Here is a 22790-nt window from a genome sequence, read left to right on the forward strand (position 1 = left end):
TGCGCCGCGGTGGTTTCACGCCTGCGTGAGCCTTCCCATATGGCCCCTACCGGCCCGTTTTCGCGCGGGTTCGGCCCACCGGTGCGCGCCGAGGGCCGCCTTGCCATCGTCCGGCCTCGCGGATAGGGTGCGCGCCAGATTTCAGGGGCTCGGGTCGCCATGGCCGGAGCCCCAGCCATGCCACGGTGCGGGGGCCCCTGCACCGGACAACAAGAGGAACACGCATGTTCGCAACCCCCGCCTTCGCTCAGGCCGCTTCGGGCGGTGCTGGCGGCGCCGCCGCCTTCACCAGCTTCGTCCCCCTGATCCTGATCTTCGGCATCATGTATTTCATCATGATCCGGCCGCAGCAGAAGAAGATGAAGGAACACAAGTCGATGGTCGAGGCGCTGCGGCGCGGCGACCAGATCGTCACCCAGGGCGGCCTCATCGGCAAGGTGACCAAGGTCAAGGACGACAACGAGGTCGAGGTCGAGCTGGCCGAAGGCGTCAAGGTGCGCGTCGTGCGCTCGACCATCGCCCAGGTGGTGTCCAAGACCGAACCCGCCGCCTCCTGAAGCCAGGGACATTAGGCCATGCAAATCCCCCTCTGGAAGCGGGTGATGATCATCGCGATCTGTCTGATCGCGCTGGTCTTCGCCATGCCCAACCTGTTCTACTCCAGGGTCGAACTTCACAACGACGCCGTTAAGAAGATCGAGAAGACCGGGGTCACTACCCCCGATCTTCTGGCCCAGAAGGCGGGATGGCCCGACTGGCTGCCGTCGTCGATCGTCAATCTCGGGCTCGACCTGCGCGGCGGTGCCCATCTGCTGGCCGAGGTCCAGGTCAAGAACGTCTATGCCGAGCGGATGAACGCGCTCTGGCCCGAGGTTCGCGACGCGCTGCGCAAGGAGCGCGACGTGGTCGGCGGCATCCGCCGGGTGCAGGCGCCCGAGGGCGAGCTCAAGGTCCGCATCGCCAAGCCCGAGGGCATGACCAAGGCGCTGCAGACGATCCGCGGCCTGGCCCGGCCGGTGACGACCCTGACCGGCGTCGGCCAGACCGACCTGGCGATCGCCCAGGACGGCGCCGACACGATCACGGTGCAGCTCTCGGATGCCGAGAAGGCGGCGACCGACTCGCACACGATGCAGCAATCGCTCGAGATCATCCGCCGCCGGATCGACGAGGCCGGCACGCGCGAACCGACGATCCAGCGCGAGGGCACCGACCGCATCCTGATCGAGGTGCCCGGCATCGGCAGCGCCGCCGAGCTCAAGGCCCTGATCGGCACCACCGCCAAGCTGACCTTCAACCAGGTGGTCAGCCGCACCAACGACGCCCATGCCTCGACCAGTGCCGACCAGCAGCTGCTGCCGGCCTCGGACCAGAAGGGCGTCTATTACATCGTCGACCGGACCCCGGTGGTCTCGGGCGAGGAACTGACCGATGCCGAGCCGTCCTTCGACCAGAACGGCCGTCCGGCGGTGAGCTTCCGCTTCAACCCCTCGGGGGCGCGCAAGTTCGGCAATTACACCGCCAACCATGTCGGCGAGCCCTTCGCCATCGTGCTCGACAACAAGGTGATCTCGGCCCCGGTGATCCAGACCGCGATCACCGGCGGCTCGGGCATCATCACCGGCAATTTCAGCGTCGCGGAATCGACCAACCTTGCCGTGCTGCTGCGCGCCGGCGCCCTGCCGGCCAAGATGACCTTCCTCGAGGAACGGACCATCGGCCCGCAGCTGGGCGCCGACAGTATCGCGGCGGGCAAGCTGGCGGCGCTGGTCGGCTCGATCGCGGTGGTCGCCTTCATGGCGGCGAGCTACGGCATGTTCGGCTGGATCGCCAACTTCGCGCTGATCCTGAACATGGCGATGATGTTCGGCGTCCTCTCCGCCATCGGCGGTACGCTGACCCTGCCGGGCATCGCCGGTATCGTGCTGACCGTCGGCATGGCGGTCGACGCCAACGTGCTGGTCTACGAGCGTATCCGAGAGGAACTCAAGACGGCGCGCGGCCCGGCCCGGGCGATCGAGCTGGGCTATGAACGGGCGCTGTCGGCCATTCTCGACTCGAACATCACCACCTTCATGACGGCGGTGATCCTCTACATGCTGGGCTCCGGCCCGGTGCGCGGCTTCGCCATCACGCTCGGCCTCGGCATCATGACCTCGGTCTTCACCGCGATCTACGTCACGCGGCTGGTCATCGTGTTCTGGTTCGAGCGCCGCCGCCCCAAGACGATCGAGGTGTAAGATGCGTCTCAGACTTGTTCCCGACGATACCAAGATCGATTTCTTCGCCGTCGCCCGGGTGACCTTCGGCGGCTCGATGGTGCTGGTGGTCGCTTCGATCATCCTGTTCTTCGCGGTCGGGCTGAACTTCGGCATCGATTTCCGCGGCGGCACCACGATCCGCACCGAATCCAGCCAGCCGGTCGATGTCGGCGCCTATCGCAAGGCGATGTCGGGCCTGCATCTCGGCGACGTGATGATCACCGAGGTCTTCGACCCGTCCTTCGGCGAGACCAAGCATGTCGCCATGGTCCGGGTCCAGGCCCAGAAGGGCCAGGAGAGCATCACCCCGGCGACGATCAACGAGATCGAGGCGGCGCTGAAGAAAGTCGACAGCACGATCACCTTCCCGTCGATCGAGAGCGTCGGCCCCAAGGTCTCGGGAGAGCTGATCCAGACCGCGATCATCGCGGTGCTGGCATCGATCGCGGCCATCGTCTTCTACATCTGGCTACGCTTCGAGTGGCAGTTCGCGCTCGGGGCCGTGGTGGCGCTGATCCATGACGTCGCCCTCACCATCGGCATCTTCTGCGTCTTCCAGATCAAGTTCGACCTCAGCATCATCGCCGCGCTGCTGACCATCGTCGGCTATTCGATCAACGACACCGTCGTCGTCTTCGACCGGGCGCGCGAGAACCTGATCAAGTACAAGAAGATGCCGCTGCGCGACGTGCTCAACCTGTCGGCCAACGAGACGCTGAGCCGGACGGTGATGACCTCGGGCACGACGTTGATCGCGCTCATTGCCCTGCTGACGCTGGGCGGCGACGTGATCCGCGGCTTCGTCTTCGCGATCACCTGGGGCATCATCGTCGGCACCTATTCGTCGATCTATGTCGCCAAGAACATCGTGCTGATGCTGGGCGTCAAGCGCGACTGGTCCAAGCCGACCGATGGCGGCGGCAGCGGCGGCACGCAGTTCTCGAACGTCAAGGCATGACCTCCGCGCTTGCCCCGGGCCTCGATGGCGCGGGGCTGGCGCTGCTGGCCGGGGCGGCTGTGGTCGCCGGGCTGGTGCGCGGCTTCGCCGGCTTCGGATCGGCGCTGATCTTCATGCCCTTCGCCGGCATGGTCCTGCCGCCCTTTTCCGCGCTCGCCGTACTGGCGACGATGGACCTGGTCGGCCCGATCCCCAACCTGCCGCGCGCCTGGCGCGAGGGCGCGCCGAAAGAGGTGGCGTGGATGGGGCTCGGCCTGATCGCCACCCTGCCGCTGGGCTACCTGGTGCTGGCCGCGATCCCGGTCGCGGCCTTTCGCACCGCGGTGTCGCTGATCGCGCTGGCGCTGCTCGGGCTGCTGATCAGCGGCTGGCGCCACGACCTGCCGGCCAGCCGGCCGGTGCTGAGCGCGGCGGGGGCGGTGTCGGGCTTCCTCACCGGCTCGACCGGCATTGCCGGGCCGCCGGTGATCCTGTTCCTGATGGCCGGGCGGCGAACGGCGGCGGATGTCCGCGCCAACCTGCTGCTCTACCTGTTCCTAGTCGATGTCGGGACACTGGCGCTGATGGCGCTGGTGGGGCGGCTGAGCTGGAGCGCGGTGCTGGTCGGGGCGGGGCTGATCGTCCCCTTCACCCTGGCCAATATCGCCGGGGCGGCTATGTTCCGGCCCGGGCGCGAGCGGCTCTATCGCCGCATCGCCAATGTCATCATCGCGGCCTCGGCGCTGGCCGGGTTGCCGATCTGGGGAGGCTGAAATGCGGATGAAGGAAATCGACTATAGCGGCGCCGCGCCGATCGACGGCTACGGGCCGGGCTTCTTCCGGATCGGCGGCGCGGTCCACCAGGGGCCGCAGCTCGTCGATGCCAGGGGCGTCACGCCCTGGGCCGGGCTCGAGGACCGCGCGCCGCTCTTGGCGCTGGCCGGTGCGGTCGACGTGCTCTTCGTCGGCATGGGCGAAGAGATCGCCCATCTGCCGGCGCCGCTGCGCACGGCGCTGGAAGAGGCCGGCATCGGTGTCGAGGTGATGGCGACCCCGGCCGCCTGCCGCAGCTACAACGTGCTGCTGGCCGAGGGCCGCAGGATTGCCGTTGCCCTGCTGCCGGTGGGGCAGGCGGGGTAAGGAGCCTACTTGCCATTCGCGTGCTTGGTCGTGTGGGAGCTGAGTGCGCCGGAAGCCCCCTGTTCCGCCCGACGGGTACCGCCGGGCAGCGCCCGACCCGCCCCCCACCGGGGCGGGCGCTTCTGGTGAGGAAGGCGCAAAAAGCGTGCCGCCGGGGTTTTGAAGACCGTCCTGCACCGTTCACAGCCGCCCCGGACGGGTCGGGCGCTGCCCTTTGCTCTGTTGCCCGGAGCTTGCATCGGAAATCTCGCCTCTTACCCGCCTTGCTCCCGATTGTCGCAGTGCCTTCCCCAAGCCCCGGCTTTGGGTTAGGGCTGTCTGCCATGGAATTGCGCGTCACCGATCTTGCCTGCGCCCGCGGCGGCCTGCCCGTGCTGGAAGGCGTCAGCTTCACCGTCCAGCCCGGCCGCGCGCTGGTGCTGCGCGGGCCCAACGGCATCGGCAAGACGACGCTGCTGCGCACGCTGGCCGGGCTGCAGCCGCCGCTGGCCGGCTCGGTTTCGGTGCCGCCGGAATCGATGGCCTATGCCGCCCATGCCGACGGGCTCAAGGCGACGCTGACGGTGACCGAGAACCTGGGCTTCTGGGCCCGCGTCTTCGGCACCCATGACATCGAGCCGGCGCTGCAGCGGATGAACCTGTCGGGCTTGCGCGACCGGCTGGCGCAGAACCTCTCGGCCGGGCAGAAGCGGCGGCTGGGGCTGGCCCGGCTGCTGGTCACCAACCGGCCGATCTGGGTGCTGGACGAGCCGACCGTGTCGCTCGACACCGACTCGGTGGCGCTGTTCGCCGGCGTCGTCCACGACCACCTGAAGAACGGCGGCCTGGCGCTGTTCGCCACCCATATCGAGCTCGGGCTCGCTTCGGCCGACACCCTCGACCTCGCCCCGTTCAAGGCCAAGATCCCCGAAGAGGGCACCGGCACCGGCTTCGACGGCGGCTTCGACGAGGCTTTCGCATGAACGGGTGCATGAACGGGGCTTTCGCATGATCGGTCTGCTGTTGCGCGACCTTCGTCTGGCGATCCGGGCGGGAGGTGGCTTCGGCCTCGGCCTTGCCTTCTTCCTGATCGTCGTCGTGCTGGTGCCGCTGGGCGTCGGGCCAGAGGGCAAGACCCTGGCCAAGATCGCCCCGGGCATCCTCTGGGTCGCGGCGCTGCTGGCCTGCCTGCTGTCGCTCGACCGCATCTTCGCGCTGGATTACGAGGATGGCTCGCTCGACCTGCTGGCCACGGCGCCGATCCCGCTGGAAGGCGTGGTGACGATGAAGGCCGCGGCCCACTGGATCACCACCGGCCTGCCGCTGACCCTGGCCTCGCCGGTGCTGGCGCTGCTGCTCAACCTGCCCAGCGACGGCTATAGCTGGCTGATGCTCAGCCTCGCCCTCGGCACGCCGGCGCTGTCGGTCATCGGCACCTTCGGCGCGGCCCTCACCGTCGGCCTCAAGCGCGGCGGGCTGCTGCTGTCGCTGCTGGTGCTGCCGCTCTACGTGCCGACGCTGATCTTCGGCGCCGAGGCGATCCGGCGCGGCGCGCAGGGGATGGAAAACGGCACGCCGCTGCTGCTGATGGCGGCGATCACCGCCGGGTCGGTGGCGCTGTTGCCCTTCGCCTCCGCTGCGGCAATCCGCGTCAACCTGCGATAGGGTCGAGACGTGCTATTTAATTGAGCATCCCGAGAAAAGGACGTAGAGCGAGTTTCATGTCACTGTGGGAATACGCCAACCCCAAGAAGTTCATGCAGACCTCGGGCTGGCTCTTGCCCTGGGTCACCGTGCTGACGGTGGTCGCGCTGGTCGTCGGCCTGGTCTGGGGCTTCTTCTTCACACCGGACGACTACAAGCAGGGCTCGACGGTCAAGATCATCTACCTGCATGTCCCCAGCGCGATGATCGCCATCAACGCCTGGCTGATGATGCTTGTCACCTCGCTGATCTGGCTGGTCCGCCGCCACCACGTCTCGGCCCTCGCCGCCAAGGCCGCCGCGCCGGTCGGCATGACGATGACGCTGATCGCCCTTGTCACCGGTGCGATCTGGGGTGAGCCGATGTGGGGCACCTGGTGGGCCTGGGACCCGCGCCTGACCTCGTTCCTGATCCTGTTCCTGTTCTACCTCGGCTATATCGCCCTGTGGGAGGCGATCGAGGACCCGGACACCGCGGCCGACCTGACCTCGGTGCTGTGCCTCGTCGGCTCGGTCTTCGCGCTTCTGTCCCGCTACGCGGTGGATTTCTGGAACCAGGGCCTGCACCAGGGCGCCAGCCTGTCGATGGACAAGGCGCAGCACGTCGCCGACGTGTTCTACTTCCCGCTGCTGGTCTGCATCGCCGGCTTCATCCTGCTGTTCGTCATGCTGGTGCTGCTGCGGACCCGGACCGAGATTCGCGCCCGCCGGCTCAAGGCGCTGCTGGCGCGGGAAAGGATGGCGTGATGCTGCCGGATCTGGGCAAATACGAGGTCGCGGTGCTGTCGGCCTACGGCGCGGCGATCGTGCTGATCGTGGTGCTGGTGGTCTGGACGCTGATCCGCGGCGCCAAGGTGCGGCGCCAGCTCGACGAGGTCGAAAAACGCCGGGGACGCAAGAATGGCTAAACTCTCTCCGCTGATGATCCTGCCGCCGGTGATCTTCGCCGGGCTCGCGGCGATGTTCTGGGTCTCGATGGAGCGCGGCGGCGATCCCAACGCGCTGCCCTCGATGATGGTCGGGCGCGCGGCGCCGCCGGTGATCCTGACCCCGTTGGGCGACAGCCCGCCCTTCACCGATGCCACCCTGCGCGACGGCCATGCCAAGCTGCTCAACTACTGGGCCAGCTGGTGCGCCCCCTGCCGCGCCGAGGCGCCGATGCTGGACAAGATCGCGGCCTCGGGCGTGCCGATCTACGGCGTCAACTACAAGGACAAGAAGGAAGACGCGCTCGCCTTCCTGGCCGAGACCGGCTCGCCCTATGCCGCCATCGGCGCCGACCTGGCCGGCAAGATGGCGCTGAACTGGGGCGTCTACGGCGTGCCCGAGACCTATGTCATCGACGGCAAGGGCAAGGTGCTGCTGCGCTTCCCCGGCCCGATCACCGAGAGCGTCTGGACCAAGACGATCCAGCCCGCATTGCAGAAGGCGGCGGCGGAGTAGGGGGCACAGCGTCGTGCACTCTGGTGCACTCCGCGAAAATGTGCAGTGAACAACTGTTTTCCGAGGCTTCCGCCCCGGATCGCGCCCGACCCGCCCCCAGGGCGGGCGCGATCCCAAGTGCTGCCAGATGACGACGCGGTTGTTCTGGCCCCGAGCCCTCACACCCCCTCCCGACCAATTGACGCCGCGCGACGGGCAGTCCGGACAGCCGCGCCCCATATGCCCCGATGAGCAACCGCGGGCGGCGCGGGCCGCCTGCCCGAAGACGGGAGCGTGCGATGAAGACGATCGGCAATCCGCTGTCCTGGACGGCACAGGAGCTGGTGCGGGCGGGCGGCGCCCTGGCCGCCACCGAGGAGGCGCTGCATGGCGCCGGGGCGGCCCCGCCCGAGATCCGCCGGATCACCGTCGACGATCTGTTCCGGGCGCTGCGCAAGGGCTGGGAGGATTTCATCGCCACCCGCAGCGACGTCGCGGTCCTGGTCGCGATCTACCCGCTGACCGGGGCGCTGCTCTACTGGCTCGCCGGCCATGCCGACCTGCTCCATCTCTTCCTGCCGGCGCTGACCGGCTTCGCCCTGCTCGGCCCGGTCGCGGCCGTCGGCCTCTACGAGCTCAGCCGGCGGCGCGAGGCGGGCGAGCGGGCGCTGCTGACCGACGCGCTGGCGATCCACCGGGTGCCGGCCTTCGGCGCCGTGGTCACGCTGGGGCTGTTGCTGCTGGGCCTGTTCCTGACCTGGATGACCGTGGCGACGATCGTCTACGGCGCCGTCATGGGCAGCGCGGTGCCGGCCAGCCTGACCGCCTTCCTGTTCCGCATCGTCACCACGGCGGACGGGCTGTGGATGCTGACCGTCGGTGGCCTGATCGGTCTGGCCTTCGCCACCGCCGTGCTGGTGCTCAGCCTGGTCTCCTTCCCGCTGCTGCTCGACCGCGATGTCGGCCTGCCGGTGGCGATGGCGACCTCGCTGCGGGTGGCGCGACGCAACCCCGGGGCGGTGGCGCTGTGGGGGCTGATCGTCGCCGCCGGGCTGGCGCTGGGGGCGCTGCCGGCGTTGCTCGGGCTGGTGGTGGTGCTGCCGGTGCTGGGCCACGCCACCTGGCATCTCTACCGCGCCGCGGTGGTGCCGGGCTGAGCGGGCCGCCGCCGGCCAAGGGGCACCGGGACGACAGGGCCGGGCATCCGTGCTATCTTCTGCGACATTCCGCCACATATGGCGGGGGGAGGAGCAAGCGATGTCCGGAACCATCGGTAATCCGCTGTCCTGGAGCGCAGAGCGCCTGTTCGGCGCCGGCGCCCATCTGGCCCAGGCGACAGAGATATTGGGAGGCGACCGGGACGAAGCCCGGCCAAGGGTCCGCCGTATCGGCAGCGCGGACGTCTTCGGCGCGCTGCGGCAGGGGCTGGCGGATTTCGCCGCCCTGCGCACCGATGTCGTCTTCCTCTGCCTCGTCTACCCGGTGATCGGCGCGGCGCTGGTCTGGCTGGCGCTGAACCGCGACCTGCTGCCGCTGGTCTTCCCGCTGATGTCGGGCTTCGCCCTGATCGGCCCCGTCGCGGCCGTCGGCCTCTACGAGATGAGTCGCAAGCGCGAGGAGACCGGGCAGGCGGTCTGGGCCGACGCCTTCGGCGTGCTGGCCAGCCCGCGCTTCGGGGCGATCTTCATCCTCGGACTGGCGCTGTTCGGGCTGTTCCTCGTCTGGATGGTGGTGGCCGGCGGTCTCTATGCCGCGACCTTGGGGCCCGAGCCGCCGGTCTCGGCCGCGGCCTTCCTGCGCGACGTGACCACCACCGATCCGGGCCAGACCATGGTCTTCGTCGGTGTCCTGGTCGGGCTGGGCTTCGCGGCGCTGGTGCTGATGGTCAGCCTGGTGTCCTTCCCGCTGCTGCTCGACCGCGATGTCGGGCTGCCGGTCGCGGTGGTGACCTCGATCCGGGTGGCGCGCAAGAACCCCGGACCGGTGGCGCTCTGGGGCCTCATCGTTGTCGCCGGGCTGGCGGTGGGGGTGGTGACGGCGCTGCTCGGCCTCGCCATCGTGCTGCCGGTGCTGGGCCACGCCACCTGGCATTTCTACCGCCGCGCGGTGGGGTAGGGCGCCCGCAGGCTAGTGCAGGCTGGTGCGCAACCGCGCCAGTCCGGCATCCCCCGGAAAGAGGCGCAGGCCCTCGGCGATGGTGTCTCTGGCCGCGGCCGCGCGGCCGAGAGAGAGCTGGGCCCGGGCGGCCTGGACGTAGATGCGCCCGCTTTCCGCGTTTTCCGTCAGCCCCTCGCGGGCGACGGCAAGCGCGTCGCCGGGCTGGCCGCTGCGGTTCAGGGCCCTGGCCGAGAAGTAGATGGCATCGAGGTCGCCCGGCCGTTCCTCCAGCGCCCGGGCGCAATCGGGCACCGCCTGGGAGAAATGCGCCTGGTCCTGGCGCACGACGCAGCGTGACAGCCAGCCCTGCGGAACGTCGGCAAGCTTGAGCGACCGGGTCAGCAGCATTTCCGCCTGCGCCGGCTTGCGCTCCTGGCGCAGGGTCCAGGCCAGCATCCTGAGGATCTCGGCATCGCGCGGTGCCAGCGTCGCGGCCCGGCGCAGGGCGGACTCGCTTTGCGGCAGGCGGTCGAGGGCCCGCTGGGCGAGACCGATATTGAGCAGGACCTGCGCGCGGCTTGCGTCGGGCATGTCCCGGGCCGCGGCGACGGTGCAGGTTTCGAGCGCGGCTTGCGGCTCGGCCAGCGGCGCGGCGGACAGGCAGTCCTTCACCGGGTCGGCCCGGACCGGGGCGCCGAGCGCGAGCAGGGACAGAAGCGGGGCGCAGAGCGCGGTGGCTACCAGTTTCAACTCGTCCTCCCGAAGGCACAGGGGCTCAGTCTCGCCGCAAAATGAAAAAGAGGGCAACCCCCGGGGGGCGCCCTCTTCCAATTTCGCCGTGTGGCGGGACTTACGAGGCTTTCGCCAGGTTGCGCAGCACGTAGTGCAGGACGCCGCCGTTCTCGACATATTCCAGCTCGACCGCGGTATCGATCCGGCACTTGAGCTCGATCACCTTCTCGCTGCCGTCGGCATATTTGATGGTGCAGGGCACCGTGGCCTGGGGCTTGAGGTCGCCTTCCAGCCCGGCGATCGAGATTTCCTCTTCCCCGGTCAGACCCAGCGACTTGCGGGTGTCGCCGCCGGTGAACTCGAACGGGATCACGCCCATGCCGACCAGGTTCGAGCGGTGGATGCGCTCGAAGCTCTCGGCGATGACCGCCTTGACGCCCAAGAGCGCGGTGCCCTTGGCCGCCCAGTCGCGCGACGAGCCGGCGCCGTATTCGATGCCGCCGACGACGACCAGCGGGGTGCCGGCGTCCTGGTAGGCCATCGCGGCGTCGAAGATCGAGGTCTGGGTGCCGTCCGGGCCCTTGGTGTAGCCGCCCTCGACGCCGTCCAGCATCTCGTTCTTGATGCGGATATTGGCGAAGGTGCCGCGCATCATCACCTCGTGGTTGCCGCGGCGCGAGCCGTAGGAGTTGAAATCCTTCGGCGCGACCTGGCGCTCGGTCAGGTAGCGGCCGGCCGGGGTGCTGTCCTTGAACGAGCCGGCGGGCGAGATGTGGTCGGTGGTGACCATGTCGCCCAGCAGGGCCAGGACGCGGGCGCCCTTGAGGTCGGTGATCTTGCCCGGCTCCTGCGACATGCCCTGGAAGTAGGGCGGGTTCTGGACATAGGTCGAGGCGGCCGGCCAGTCATAGGTCTCGCTGTCGGTGGTCTCGACCGCCTGCCACTTCTCGTCGCCCTTGAAGACGTCGGCGTATTTCGACTGGAACGCCTCGCGGGTCACGGTCTTGTGGACCAGATCGGCGATTTCCTTGGTCGAGGGCCAGATGTCCTTGAGGTAGACCGGCTGGCCGTCCTTGCCGGTGCCCAGCGGCTCGCTGCTCAGGTCGATGTTCATGTCGCCGGCCAGCGCATAGGCCACGACCAGCGGCGGCGAGGCGAGGAAGTTCGCGCGGACGTCCGGGCTGATCCGGCCCTCGAAGTTGCGGTTGCCCGACAGCACCGAGGCGGCGACGAGGTCGTTGTCGTGGATCGACTTCGAGATCTCGGGCTGCAGCGGGCCCGAGTTGCCGATGCAGGTGGTGCAGCCATAGCCGACGAGGTTGAAGCCGATGGCGTCGAGATCCTCCTGCAGCCCGGCGGCCTCGAGATATTCCGACACGACCTGCGAGCCCGGCGCCAGCGAGGTCTTGACCCACGGCTTGCGGGTCAGGCCCAGTTCGCGCGCCTTGCGGGCGACGAGGCCGGCGCCGATCATGACATAGGGGTTCGAGGTGTTGGTGCAGGACGTGATCGAGGCGATCACGACCGAGCCGTCGCGCAGCTGGTAGTCTTCGCCCTCGACGGCACCGGTCTTGCGGCAGTCGGCCGGCGCGGTGAGCGTGTCGCCTTCCGAGGCCATGTTCGCCGCCCCGTTTTCGGCATCGACGCCGCGATAGTCGCAGACCACGTTGTAGAAGGCGCCGGCGGCCTTGGTCAGCGGCAGGTAGTCCTGCGGCCGTTTCGGACCCGAGATCGCCGGGACGATGGTGCCCATGTCGAGCTCGAGCGTCGAGCTGTAGACCGGGGCGTAATCGGCGTCGCGCCACAGGCCCTGGGCCTTGGCATAGGCCTCGACCAGCGCGATGCGGTCGGTGTCGCGGCCGCTCTGCTCGAGGTAGCGCAGGGTCTCGCCGTCGATCGGGAAGAAGCCGCAGGTGGCGCCGTATTCGGGGGCCATGTTGGCGATGGTCGCGCGGTCGGCCAGCGGCAGGTGATCGAGGCCCTCGCCGTAGAACTCGACGAACTTGCCGACGACGCCGTGCTGGCGCAGCATCTGCACCACCTTGAGCACGAGGTCGGTGGCGGTGGTGCCCTCGACCATCTCGCCGGTCAGCTTGAAGCCGACGACTTCCGGGATCAGCATCGAGATCGGCTGGCCCAGCATCGCCGCCTCGGCCTCGATGCCGCCGACGCCCCAGCCCAGCACGGCCAGGCCGTTGACCATCGTGGTGTGGCTGTCGGTGCCGACCAGGGTGTCGGGATAGGCGACTTCCTCGCCGTTCTGGTCGGTGTCGGTCCAGACCGTCTGGGCCAGGTATTCCAGGTTGACCTGGTGGCAGATACCGGTGCCCGGCGGCACGACGCGGAAGTTGTTGAACGCCTTCTGGCCCCACTTGAGGAAGGTGTAGCGCTCGATGTTACGCTCGTATTCGCGGTCGACGTTCATCTGGAAGGCGCGCGGGTTGCCGAACTCGTCGATCATCACCGAGTGGTCGATGACCAGGTCGACCGGGTTCAGCGGGTTGATCTTCTGCGCGTCGCCGCCCAGGGCGACGATGCCGTCGCGCATCGCGGCCAGGTCGACCACCGCCGGCACGCCGGTGAAGTCCTGCATCAGCACCCGGGCCGGGCGATAGGCGATCTCGCGCGGGTTCTTGCCGCCCTTCTGCGCCCATTCGGCGAAGGCCTTGATGTCGTCGACGGTGACGGTCTTGCCGTCCTCGAAGCGCAGCATGTTCTCGAGCACGACCTTGAGCGCGGCGGGCAGGCGCGAGAAATCGCCCAGCCCGGCGGCTTCGGCGGCCGGGATCGAGTAATAGGCGACGCTGGCGCCGCCGGCGCTCAGGGTCTTGCGGGTGTTCTGGCTGTCATGTCCGACAGTGACGGTCATCTCGGCCTCCTGGCTGTTGGATCGGTCGCGGGATTTGCCGTCCTCATGCCCGACGGGGCGCGGGGACGCAAGGGAGTCGCAAGCGATGTATGCAATTGTATGCCGAAAATCCAGCCCCTTTTGCAGGGGGGGGCGACGCGGCCACGACATGCTGCGTCGTATCGAGAGCACAGATACATATTGTCGCCCCGGGATCGCAAAACCTTGATTGGCGCCCGGCGGTTCCCTTCGGTAGAAGGGAAGGTGGGAAGCTTGAATTTGCAGAGACAGAATAGATGCGCCGGATGATGATCGCCGCCCTTGGCCTGGTGCTGGGGGTGGCTGGGAGCAATCTTGCCGGCACCGCACGGGCCGAAACTGCGACGCAGGGCCCCGGCGCGGTGGTGGTCGAGCTCTATACGTCGCAGGGCTGCTCGTCCTGTCCGCCGGCGGACGCGCTGTTGTCCGAACTGGCCGAGAAGCCGAACGTCATCGCCCTGGCGCTCCATGTCGACTACTGGGACTATATCGGCTGGAAGGACAATTTCGGCTCGCCGGACTACACCGCCCGGCAGAAGGCCTACGCCCGCGCCATTGGCAGCCGCACTATCTATACCCCGCAGATGATCGTCGAGGGCGTCGACCGGGTCGAGGGCTTTCGGCCGATGCAGGTCGCCGACCTGATCCATCATCACCGGGCGCAGACCTCTCCGGTCTCGCTGCAGATCCAGCGCCAGGGCGGCGTGGTGCATATCGTGGCACAGTCCGCCGAACCGCTGAGCGAGGCCGCGACGGTGCAACTGGTGCGCTACCGGCCCGAGGCGACGGTGCAGATCCGCCGCGGCGAGAATGCCGGCCGGACGCTGACCTACCACAACATCGTCACCCATTGGGAAACCCTGCGGGACTGGGACGGCCGCAGCGCCCTGTCGCTGACCGCCCCGGCCAAGGGCGAACAGCCCGTCGTCGTGATCGTCCAGCGCAAGGGCCCGGGCGAGATCCTCGCCGCCGCGCGGGTCGAGTAGGGGCGCCGCCTCCGGCCGGGCGCACAGGGGGCCGAGCCTTGCCGCTCTACCCCTGCCGCGCCGCCCGCGTCTCGCGATGCCAGACATAGAGCCCGGCGCAGACGATGACGGCGCCGCCGATGCCGGTCCAGAGATCGGGATATTCGCCGAACAGCACGATGCCCCAGAAGGTGGCGAAGAGCAGTCCGACATAGCCGAAGGGCGCGATCAGCCCGGCCTCGGCGATGGTGAAGGCGCGGATCAGGAAGAACTGGGCGGCCGCCCCGATCGCCCCCATCGCCATGAAGGGCAGGATGTCGGGCGCCGCGATCGGCTGCCAGACCGTCGGCAGGGCGATGGTGGTCAGCACGGTCCCCAGCGCGGCGGTGTAGATCAGCGAGGTCCAGGTGTTCTCGTCGCGCCCGACCAGCCGCGTCACCAGCACGTAACCGGCATAGCAGACCGCCGCCGCCAGCGGCAGCAGCGCGGCGGAGGCGAAGACGGCGCTGCCCGGCCGGATGATGATCAGCGCCCCGATCATCGCCGCCAGCACCCCGGCCAGCCGGCGCGGCCCGATCGGCTCGGACAGCACCAGCGCCGCGCCCAGGGTGATGATCACCGGGTTGGCATCCATGATCGCGGTCGCCTCGGCCAGCCCGATATGGCCCAGAGCGGTGAAGAACAGCGCCGTGGCGCCGAGTTGCAGCACCGAGCGCAGCCCCTGCAGCCAGGGGTGGCGCGTCCTCAGCAGCGGCCCCAGCCGCCGCGCCAGCACCAGCGCGACGATGACGCTCTGCCCGGTATAGCGCGCCCAGACCACCTGCAGCGTCGGGTAGCGGCCGACCAGCGACTTCGCCGTCGCGTCCATCAGGGTGAAGGTGAAGACCGCCAGTAGCATCAACAGGATGCCGCGCGTCGCCGCGGCCGGCCCCGGGGCGTTCATGGCAGGGCGCGGCCCGCCGGGCGGCGGACCTCACGGCGGACGTCACGGGGCAGGGGGCGGTGCGACAGGTTCATGGCCGGCACGCTAGGGCCAATCGCGAAGGGCGGCAATGGGCCGAAGGCGGGGCCTGTCGGCACCGGGCGGTGACGTAGCGGCAGCTCCGGGACGGCGTGTCGATGGAACAGGGCGCGCGTCAGGCGGAACCGCATACCCAAGCAGGCCCGCCATCGCGTTTCACGCGCGGGCGGTCAGGCCATGGTCACGGCACATATTCCTCCTGCCGCCAAGGCGGTGCAGGCATTTCCCTGGCTCTGTCGGTCCTCAGCTGCCGGCCTTGGGCACGCAGCTGCCCGTCGCGGAATCCCAGACCTGGCCGTCGGCGCAGCTGCGGGCATGGTCAATCCCACATTGCGCCGCCGCCAGCGCAGGGGCCAGCGCGGCGAGAACCGCGAGGATCAGCGCAATCGCTTTCATCCCGATCTCCCTTGTCTGCTGTCCTTCCAGCAAACGCCCAAATCCGATTCGCGGCAAGGGCGGAGGCGGGAAATCAAAAGGACGGAAGCCGCGGCCCCCGTCCTTGTCGCTGTGCCTGTCGGCGCCGATACGGAGGTCTCAGCCCTCGCCGAAGACCCGGCGGAAGATCGTGTCGACATGCTTGGTGTGGTAGCCGAGGTCGAATTTCTCCTCGATCTCGGCCGGGCTCAGCGCCGCGGTGACCTCGGCATCGGCCAGCAGCTCTTGCTTGAAGTCCTTGCCCTGTTCCCAGACTTTCATCGCGTTGCGCTGGACGAGGCGATAGGCGTCCTCGCGGCTCACGCCGGCCTGGGTCAGCGCCAGCAGCACCCGCTGCGACATGACGAGGCCTTTGAACTTGTTCATGTTGGCCAGCATGTTCTCGGGGTAGACCACCAGCTTCTCGATCACCCCGGCCAGACGGTTGAGCGCGAAGTCGAGATGGATGGTGGCGTCGGGGCCGATGCCGCGCTCGACCGAGCTGTGCGAGATGTCCCGCTCGTGCCACAGCGCGACGTTCTCGAGCGCCGGGGTCACCGCCGAGCGCACCAGCCGGGCCAGCCCGGTCAGGTTCTCGGTCAGCACCGGGTTGCGCTTGTGCGGCATCGCCGAGCTTCCCTTCTGGCCCTTCGAGAAGAACTCCTCGGCCTCCAGCACCTCGGTGCGCTGCATGTGGCGGATCTCGATGGCGACGTTCTCGATCGACGAGGCGATGACGCCGAGGGTGGCGAAGAACATCGCGTGGCGGTCGCGCGGGATCACCTGGGTGCTGATCGGCTCGGGCTTCAGCCCCAGCATCTTGCAGACATGCTCTTCGACGTAGGGATCGATATTGGCGAAGGTGCCGACGGCACCCGAGATCGCGCCGGTGGCGATCTCGGCCCGCGCGGCGGCCAGGCGGTGCCGGTTGCGGTCCATCTCGGCATAGAAGCGGGCGAAGGTCAGGCCCATCGTCGTCGGCTCGGCATGGATGCCGTGGCTGCGGCCGATGCGGACGGTGTCCTTGTGCTCGTAGGCGCGGGCCTTGAGCGCCGCCAGCACCTTGTCCATGTCGGCCAGCAGGATGTCGGCGGCGCGCACCAATTGCACGTTCAGCGTGGTGTCGAGCACGTCCGACGAGGTCATGCCCTGGTGGACGAAGCGGGCCTCCTCGCTGCCGATGATCTCGGCCAGGTGGGTCAGGAAGGCGATGACGTCATGCTTGGTGACGGCCTCGATCTCGTCGATCCGGTCGACGTCGAACTCGACATCCCTGGCCTTCCAGACCGCCTCGGCATTGGCCTTCGGGATCACCCCCAGTTCGGCCTGGGCATCGCAGGCATGGGCCTCGATCTCGTACCAGATGCGGAACTTGGTCTGCGGCGACCAGATGGCGACCATCTCGGGGCGGGAATAGCGCGGGATCATCGGCGGACCTTTCGGTTTGAGGGCGGGCGCGCCGTCTTCTAGACTGCGGCGGTCGCCAGAGCAAGCGACAGGGCTGCCGCAGGGGAACGATGCCGTCGATCGAGGAGTTCGAAGGCCGCTGGCGCATCGCGCGCCGGATCGACGACCGCCGCGCCGGGGCGGAAGGCCGGTTCGACGGCGAGGTCGTGATCGCTCGCGGCGGCGACGGCTGGGTCTATGACGAGACCGGCAGCCTGAGCCTCGGCGCCGGTGCCCCGCTCACCGCCACAAGGCGCTACCTGTGGCAGGCGCTGGCCGACGGCCGCATCGCCGTCAGCTTCGCCGACGGCCGTCCGTTCCATGTCTTCGATCCGTCCGCGCCCGTGCCCGAGGCCGACCATCGGTGCCAGCCGGACTTCTACCGCGTGCGCTACGACTTCACCGCCTGGCCGGACTGGGCGGCGGAATGGGAAGTGACCGGCCCGCGCAAGGACTACCGGATGGTCAGCACCTATCGCCGGGCGTGACGCCAAGGCCGGGGGCGCTGCCCCCGGACCCCCGGGATATTTGCGAGCAGAAAGTGGGCAGGGCCTTCCAGCATTTAGCTTCCCCCCAACTATCGAGCGGGGGCGCCGCGGGAGCGAGGGCGCGGCCTTGCCCGCCCCGCTGCCGAAAACCGCCCGATCGGCGGCCTCATGCCGCTTGTTGCCGCAGCGTAAGGCGGATTTCCGCCCGCGCGGGCGGGGTGCGACAGGGGCGCGATTGACAGTCTTGCGACGGCTTCGCCAGATGGTCGGACCACTCGATTGATACTCAGAATAGGTGATCTCTTGCGACGTATTGCTTCGCTTGGCGGCCTCGTGCTGGGCCTTGCGCTGGGGAGCGCCGTGCCTGCCGCCGCCGCCGGCTCGGCCACCCGCGCGACCCATGGCTGTGCCAAGACCCTGACCCGCGACATTCCCGCCCGGCCCGCCGCCGCCCCCTCCGGCAGCGCGGTGATGAACAAGCTGCTCGACCTCAGCGGCAGCAAGCGCGACGCGGCGGTGCGCGACCAGCTGCTGGCCGGCAACGTGCCCGGCTTCCTGCGCGACCTCGCTCCGGTGCGTTTCTCGGGCACCGAGCCCGATGGCAGCAAGGTCGAGGTGACGATCTGCGTCACCCCCGACTACCTTGCCGTCGGCAATGACCGCGACTTCGTCCGCGTGCCGCTGGGCCTTCCCGCCGCCGCCGAGGTCGCCGACCGCTTCGGCTTCCTGCTGCCGACGCCGAAGATGGTTGACGCGATCTACCGCCAGGCCCAGGTCCGCCTCGCCCCCAGCCCGATGCAGCCGGGCCGGATGATGACCTCGACCGCCTACCTGCTGCGCCACAACCACACCGTCCAGAGCCAGCGCGCCCGGCTGGGCGTCTCGCAGGACGAGCTGACGGCGGGCGACAAGAAGGATGTCGTGCTGTCGGCGCGGCTGCGCCGGGCGCCGGGCAAGGTGGCGATCTACGGCTGGCACCGCAGCAACGGCCGGCCGATCCAGCCGCTCAGCACCGTCCATGTCGCGCGCTATGCCGATTACAGCCACGGCATCCGGCTGGTCAGCGATACCGCCTTCGTCAACGGCAAGCCGGTGCCGCTGGCCACGGTGATGCAGGATCCCAAGCTGGCCGCGCTGATCAGTCGCGAGGGGCCGATCGCGAAACCGCGCCAATTGCTGGCCTCGCTCTACCGCTGAGCATCGCCTTTCGTGCGAGTGACCGTCGGTTCGGCGGGGGGGCGTCCACACGGGCGGGCGCGGTCTGCGGCCGTCATCGCCGGCGGAAGGATCAGTTCAGCGTCTTGCAGCAGCGGAAGCCGAGGTGGTAATTCTCGTGACTGCCCGTCGACATCACCCGTGAGCCATGCCAGAACGGCGCCCGCCAGCGGCACCAGTCGGGATGGGCGCGGTACTTGTCGAAAATGAACCAGCTGCCCTTCATCTCGGTCACGCCCAGCTTGGTGCTGCCGCGGCTGGTCATCTGGTCGGGGGCCAGCGGCAGGTTCATGTGTTCGGCGGCGTTGCCGTTGAGGTCGTAGACCCCGAGCGGGCTGTGGCAGCCGGGAAAGGCCCCGGTCGGATAGGTGTTCGAGCCGCAGCCGCGCCAGCCGCCGCCATTGCAGCCCGGGCTTTTCACGCTGTCGGCGGCGCAGACGCCGCGCTGGTAGGCCGGGCCGTAGCTCCAGCGCGCCGTCGGGGCGTATTTCGCGTTGTGGGCGGCGCGCATCCGGGCGACTGCGGTGCCGGCCGAGACGCCCTTGGCAAGGTCGAAGCGGTAGTCGGGCGGGCCGAGCACGCCCTGGCAGGCACCTTCCCATTCATGCGCGTCGCACAGCCGCTTGCCCTCGGCGGCGCAGATCTCCTCGGCCTCGCGCGCCTTCACCCAGACCACGGGGTAGGTGCAGGGGATGTCGGGGAACTCGAACTGGTCGATGCAGGCGGTGGCGTCCTGCGGTTTCTGCGTCGCCGGATCGTAGAGCGGCGCCATGTACTTGCCGCCGCAGATACGCTCGAACTGCGTATTGGCATAGCTTTGCGGCCCGCCGGGGATGCGGGCGGCGCATTGCGCCGGGGTCATCGGGTGGCGGGTGATCGCCGGGTTGCCCTGGCCCATGACGCCCGAGCGGGCGAAGATCGCCCGGATCCGGTCCATCTGGGCATCCGACAGCCGGTGGACCTTCTGCAATTGCTGGAACAGCACCTCGTTGTTCCGCTGCAGGGCGGTCTCGGCCCGCAGGGGCAGGGCGGTCAGGGCCGCCAGCGTGGCGGCGGCGATCAGGCGGATCATGGCGTTCCCTCCTTGCTGTAGAGGTAGAACAGGTCGCGGTTGTCGGGATAGCCGAGGAAGCGCGGGATGACGCCGCCGCCCCGGGTCTTCTTGTCGATCAGCGCCATGCCCGGCACCAGGTGTTCGACCTGCACCTTGCCGGCGTGGCGCAGGTAGAGCGCCAGGTAGGTGTGCTCGAGCGCGTTCATGTCGAGCAGCATGGCGTAGCGGCAGCCATAGGCCTGGAAGGTGCGGGTCATCGCCGAGGGCGTCGCGGTCGAGAAATAGGCATAGGCGAGGTAGGCGGTGCCGCCGTGGTCCAGCAGGCAGGCGCCGGCACGCAGGGTCCGCAGCTTGGCATCGGCCGAACCCGACCAGTTGCCGGCCCCCCATTGCGTCACCAGCGTGCCGGGCACGCCCTTGCCCGTCTTCGGGTCCCGCTCGATCAGCGGCACGCCGTTCTGGCGGGCGAAGCGGATCTTCGGCAGCAGCACGTCGTCGGCCTCGGTCCAGGTCTTCATCCCGATCGTGCCGTCGTCGAGGACGTAGAGCGTCGACAGCCCGGGCTGGAGCTTGGAGAAGATCACCCCGTGCTCGAGGAAGCCGTAATGGGTGCCGTGGTTGACGCCGGCATAGGGGCCCCATTTGAACGCCCCGTGGCTGCGCTTGAAGCCGGCGGTGAAGGTGGCGACGGTGCGCGGCGCGATGGCCGGGCTGACCATGCCCAAGGTTTCCAGCGGCGTCGACGAGGCGACGCCGTCGGGGCCGGGCAGGCCGCGTGGGCGGACTGCGGCGGGCGGGCGCGGCGACCAGTTCAGCCGCGGGTGATCGGTGCCCAGTTCGAAGCCGAGCGCGTAGCGCGACAGGTCGAAGGCGACCATGTAGCCCGTCGCCCGCGCCTCGACACCGTCGAGACCGTTGACCCGGCCGGGGCTCTTCAGCACCGCGCGGTCGACCGCGCCGGGCTGGAAGGCGGTGGCGTAGATGCCCTTGAGCCCGGCCGCCGGATACCATTCCCCGAGCGCCATCCGGCCGTTCGTCGTCCCGGTCAGGCCGATGTCGAGCAATGTCCCGACCTCGAGGTGATCCATCCGCGCCGGGGCCGGGCCGGCGGTCTGGCCATTGTCGCTCGCCTCGCCCTCGGCCTTGTCGAACTCGGCGAAGGCGTCCTTGTAGAAGGTCGAGCGGACGAAGCCGACGACCTGCTCGCCGCCCCAGACATTGTCGCGCAGGAAGTCGGTGACGCTTTCGAGGCTGGAGCGCGATCCCGAGGCGTGGTTGCGCAACAGCAACCGGCCACCGCAGAGCGGGGCATAGGGCAGCCGGCTGTCGCGGGCCTTTTCCAGCGCCCCGGTCCAGGGCGTGCAGCGGGTCTCGCCCTCGGCACCGCCCAGCACCAGCGCCGGGGTCGGATCGGTGCTCAGCGCCACGCTCTGGCGCCGCGGGTCGGGGTTTTCGAGGTGGTAGCTCTGCTGCGCGCGGCTGCCGTCCTTGCCGATCTGGAGCAGGAACCAGCCATTGCTGTCCGGATTGAGGTCGATGAAGCGCAGCGGCGTCCTGCCGTCGGCCAGCGTCGTCTCGGTCGTGCGCCGCCAGGGCTGCAGCGCCAGGATGCTCTTGGGCTGCACCGCCTCGTATTGCTGCCACTGCGCCTTGAGCTGCGCGTCCCGGGCGGCGTCCAGCGCCGCGGCGGGGCCGGCGAAGACGGTCAGGGCCAGGGTGGGCAGGGCCAGGGCGGGCAGGGCCAGGGCGGGCAGGGCGACCGCGGCGAGGAGCGCGCGGCGGAATCGGCGCGGCGGGCGGGGACGCGGGCGGGGGTCAGAAGACGAAACGGGCAAGGGCCAGGGCTCCCTTCTTCCAGGGTTCGCGATGGGTGACGCCGGCGCCGCGGGTGATCGTGGGGCGGTTGGCGACGTACCAGTCGTAGTTGCGGATCAGCGCCTCCTCGTTCGAGTAGCGCGGGGCATAGCCGAGCCGGGCGCTGATCTTGTCGATGCCGACGAAGCTCTCGGTCGCGGCGGTCTCGTAGATCCACTTGTAGAGCGGCGACAGCCCCAGCGACTCGAGCGCCCGCAGCGTCCAGATCGCCGGGGCCGCGGGCAGGCCGATGACATGCTTGCCGTGGCCGGCGCGGTCGAGCACCGCCTGGAACGACTGCCGCAGGGTGCCGTAGCGGCCGGCGCCGACATTGAAGACGTCGTTGACCGCGTCGCGCTCGCCGGTGGCGCAGAGCTCGACCGCCTGGCACAGGTCGGCGACGTCGAGCAGCTGGTAGAGGTTGTCGCCGCGGCCGAGCACCGGGAAGTTGTGACCGCCATAGGCGAAATCGTATAGCAGCTCGAACACGCCCAGCCGCTCGGGGCCGACGAAGGATTTCGGCCGCAGCACCGGCACGCACATCCCCTGTTCGCGGAACTGGCTGCAGACGGCCTCGGCCCGGACCTTGGCCTCGCCATAGGGGCCGACGCCGCTGATCCGGTCGCTCTCGATCAGCGGGTGATGGTCGGGGATGCCGTAGACCGCGGTCGAGGAGATGTGGACGAAGCGGTCGATGCCGGCCGCCGCGGCGCTTTCCAAGAGCCGGCGGGTGCCTTCCACCTCGACCGACAGGATCTCGTCGGGGGCGCAGAGCGGCAGGGCGGCGGCGCAATGGACGACCACGTCGACCCCCTCGAAGGCGCGGGGATGCAGGTCGCGGTCACGGATGTCGCCGCGCAGGACCGAGACGCGCGCGGCCTCGGGATAGTCGAAGGGCGCGATGTCGTAGCTGCGCACCGCGTGGCCGCGATCGAGCAGGTGCCGCACCAGGTTGATGCCCATGAAGCCGGCGCCGCCTGTAACCAGAAATTTCACGTTCCGTTCCTCGTTTCCCCGCGCGGCGATGGGGCCGCGGTCCTCCCGGGTGGTGGTGCCCACCTTACGGAATATAGGCGAAACATGCTGCAATTGCGCGGGGGGCGACATGATCCGTGTCAATCTGCCCACCCATGCCGGCCTGACCCTCCCCGGACCCTCCCCGGACCCTCCCCGGG

23 protein-coding genes are annotated in these 22790 nt (G+C 69.1%); 15 read left to right on the top strand and 8 right to left on the bottom strand.

The genetic code is table 11. From position 1 onward, the window contains the following. Nucleotides 1-224 precede the first annotated feature (224 nt). From yajC to ACFOES_RS13715, 12 genes are all read left to right on the top strand, one after another. Entirely contained in the window at nucleotides 225-557 is a 333-nt protein-coding gene (gene yajC / locus ACFOES_RS13660) for a preprotein translocase subunit YajC (RefSeq protein ID WP_377833853.1), read from the top strand. A gap of 18 nt (nucleotides 558-575) precedes the next feature. Further along, nucleotides 576-2240 carry a protein translocase subunit SecD gene (secD, locus tag ACFOES_RS13665; protein ID WP_377833854.1) on the top strand — a complete coding sequence of 555 codons (1665 nt, stop codon included), beginning with the start codon at nucleotides 576-578 and terminating at the stop codon, nucleotides 2238-2240. A 1-nt stretch (nucleotide 2241) separates the two neighbouring features. Next, nucleotides 2242-3219, top strand: coding sequence for a protein translocase subunit SecF (secF, locus tag ACFOES_RS13670; protein ID WP_377833855.1), 978 nt, complete (start codon nucleotides 2242-2244; stop codon nucleotides 3217-3219). After that, nucleotides 3216-3971, top strand: coding sequence for a TSUP family transporter (locus ACFOES_RS13675; RefSeq protein ID WP_377833856.1), 756 nt, complete (start codon nucleotides 3216-3218; stop codon nucleotides 3969-3971). The genes secF and ACFOES_RS13675 overlap by 4 nt, the downstream gene beginning before the upstream one ends. Nucleotide 3972: 1 nt before the next feature. Then, nucleotides 3973-4338 carry an Mth938-like domain-containing protein gene (locus ACFOES_RS13680; protein WP_377833857.1) on the top strand — a complete coding sequence of 122 codons (366 nt, stop codon included), beginning with the start codon at nucleotides 3973-3975 and terminating at the stop codon, nucleotides 4336-4338. Nucleotides 4339-4661: 323 nt separating this feature from the next. Then, nucleotides 4662-5300 (top strand): heme ABC exporter ATP-binding protein CcmA, encoded by a 639-nt coding sequence (ccmA, locus tag ACFOES_RS13685; RefSeq protein ID WP_377833858.1) that lies wholly within the window; start codon nucleotides 4662-4664, stop codon nucleotides 5298-5300. Nucleotides 5301-5325: 25 nt separating this feature from the next. Next, complete coding sequence (gene ccmB / locus ACFOES_RS13690; protein WP_377833859.1) at nucleotides 5326-5982, top strand: heme exporter protein CcmB; 657 nt, start codon at nucleotides 5326-5328, stop codon at nucleotides 5980-5982. A gap of 56 nt (nucleotides 5983-6038) precedes the next feature. Further along, nucleotides 6039-6767: a heme ABC transporter permease gene (locus tag ACFOES_RS13695; RefSeq protein ID WP_377833860.1), complete on the top strand. Its 729-nt coding sequence runs from the start codon at nucleotides 6039-6041 to the stop codon at nucleotides 6765-6767. Then, nucleotides 6767-6928: a heme exporter protein CcmD gene (gene ccmD / locus ACFOES_RS13700; protein ID WP_377833861.1), complete on the top strand. Its 162-nt coding sequence runs from the start codon at nucleotides 6767-6769 to the stop codon at nucleotides 6926-6928. The genes ACFOES_RS13695 and ccmD overlap by 1 nt, the downstream gene beginning before the upstream one ends. Further along, a complete protein-coding gene (locus ACFOES_RS13705; protein WP_377833862.1) occupies nucleotides 6921-7463 on the top strand; it encodes a DsbE family thiol:disulfide interchange protein in 543 nt (180 codons plus the stop codon). The genes ccmD and ACFOES_RS13705 overlap by 8 nt, the downstream gene beginning before the upstream one ends. Nucleotides 7464-7741: 278 nt before the next feature. Continuing rightward, complete coding sequence (locus ACFOES_RS13710) at nucleotides 7742-8599, top strand: DUF2189 domain-containing protein (RefSeq protein WP_377833863.1); 858 nt, start codon at nucleotides 7742-7744, stop codon at nucleotides 8597-8599. A gap of 100 nt (nucleotides 8600-8699) precedes the next feature. Beyond that, nucleotides 8700-9557 (top strand): DUF2189 domain-containing protein, encoded by an 858-nt coding sequence (locus ACFOES_RS13715; protein ID WP_377833864.1) that lies wholly within the window; start codon nucleotides 8700-8702, stop codon nucleotides 9555-9557. 12 nt (nucleotides 9558-9569) lie between these two features. Here the strand turns inward: ACFOES_RS13715 and ACFOES_RS13720 are convergent, their stop codons facing one another. Continuing rightward, the gene (locus ACFOES_RS13720; RefSeq protein WP_377833865.1) at nucleotides 9570-10289 is read right to left on the bottom strand and encodes a tetratricopeptide repeat protein; all 720 of its coding nucleotides are present in this window, start codon (nucleotides 10287-10289) and stop codon (nucleotides 9570-9572) included. Between the two features lie 100 nt (nucleotides 10290-10389). Then, nucleotides 10390-13140: an aconitate hydratase AcnA gene (acnA, locus tag ACFOES_RS13725; RefSeq protein WP_377833866.1), complete on the bottom strand. Its 2751-nt coding sequence runs from the start codon at nucleotides 13138-13140 to the stop codon at nucleotides 10390-10392. A 284-nt stretch (nucleotides 13141-13424) separates the two neighbouring features. Between acnA and ACFOES_RS13730 the strand changes: the two genes are divergently transcribed. After that, complete coding sequence (locus ACFOES_RS13730) at nucleotides 13425-14144, top strand: DUF1223 domain-containing protein (protein ID WP_377833923.1); 720 nt, start codon at nucleotides 13425-13427, stop codon at nucleotides 14142-14144. Nucleotides 14145-14190: 46 nt separating this feature from the next. Here the strand turns inward: ACFOES_RS13730 and ACFOES_RS13735 are convergent, their stop codons facing one another. The 3 genes from ACFOES_RS13735 to purB form a co-directional block, all read right to left on the bottom strand. Then, nucleotides 14191-15066: a DMT family transporter gene (locus tag ACFOES_RS13735; RefSeq protein WP_377833867.1), complete on the bottom strand. Its 876-nt coding sequence runs from the start codon at nucleotides 15064-15066 to the stop codon at nucleotides 14191-14193. A gap of 321 nt (nucleotides 15067-15387) precedes the next feature. Continuing rightward, entirely contained in the window at nucleotides 15388-15540 is a 153-nt protein-coding gene (locus ACFOES_RS13740) for a hypothetical protein (RefSeq protein WP_377833868.1), read from the bottom strand. Between the two features lie 138 nt (nucleotides 15541-15678). Further along, nucleotides 15679-16986: an adenylosuccinate lyase gene (gene purB, locus ACFOES_RS13745; protein ID WP_377833869.1), complete on the bottom strand. Its 1308-nt coding sequence runs from the start codon at nucleotides 16984-16986 to the stop codon at nucleotides 15679-15681. An 89-nt stretch (nucleotides 16987-17075) separates the two neighbouring features. On the opposite strand from purB, the gene ACFOES_RS13750 reads away from it, so the two are divergent. Both ACFOES_RS13750 and ACFOES_RS13755 read left to right on the top strand, forming a co-directional pair. Beyond that, on the top strand, nucleotides 17076-17492 hold the full coding sequence (locus ACFOES_RS13750) for a DUF6314 family protein (RefSeq protein WP_377833870.1): 417 nt from the start codon (nucleotides 17076-17078) through the stop codon (nucleotides 17490-17492). 303 nt (nucleotides 17493-17795) lie between these two features. After that, nucleotides 17796-18689 (top strand): hypothetical protein, encoded by an 894-nt coding sequence (locus tag ACFOES_RS13755; RefSeq protein ID WP_377833871.1) that lies wholly within the window; start codon nucleotides 17796-17798, stop codon nucleotides 18687-18689. Nucleotides 18690-18780: 91 nt separating this feature from the next. Here ACFOES_RS13755 and ACFOES_RS13760 read toward each other — a convergent pair whose 3' ends face one another. The 3 genes from ACFOES_RS13760 to ACFOES_RS13770 are packed head-to-tail and all read right to left on the bottom strand — an operon-like array spanning nucleotide 18781 to nucleotide 22611. Further along, a complete protein-coding gene (locus tag ACFOES_RS13760; protein WP_377833872.1) occupies nucleotides 18781-19779 on the bottom strand; it encodes an SUMF1/EgtB/PvdO family nonheme iron enzyme in 999 nt (332 codons plus the stop codon). Then, nucleotides 19776-21596 carry a hypothetical protein gene (locus tag ACFOES_RS13765; RefSeq protein ID WP_377833873.1) on the bottom strand — a complete coding sequence of 607 codons (1821 nt, stop codon included), beginning with the start codon at nucleotides 21594-21596 and terminating at the stop codon, nucleotides 19776-19778. Before ACFOES_RS13765 ends, ACFOES_RS13760 begins: the two co-directional genes overlap by 4 nt. After that, nucleotides 21577-22611, bottom strand: coding sequence for an NAD-dependent epimerase/dehydratase family protein (locus tag ACFOES_RS13770; RefSeq protein ID WP_377833874.1), 1035 nt, complete (start codon nucleotides 22609-22611; stop codon nucleotides 21577-21579). The genes ACFOES_RS13765 and ACFOES_RS13770 overlap by 20 nt, the downstream gene beginning before the upstream one ends. Nucleotides 22612-22790 lie beyond the last annotated feature (179 nt).

Origin of the sequence: Acidimangrovimonas pyrenivorans, from assembly GCF_042643245.1 — a bacterium.
GTDB lineage: Bacteria > Pseudomonadota > Alphaproteobacteria > Rhodobacterales > Rhodobacteraceae > Acidimangrovimonas > Acidimangrovimonas pyrenivorans.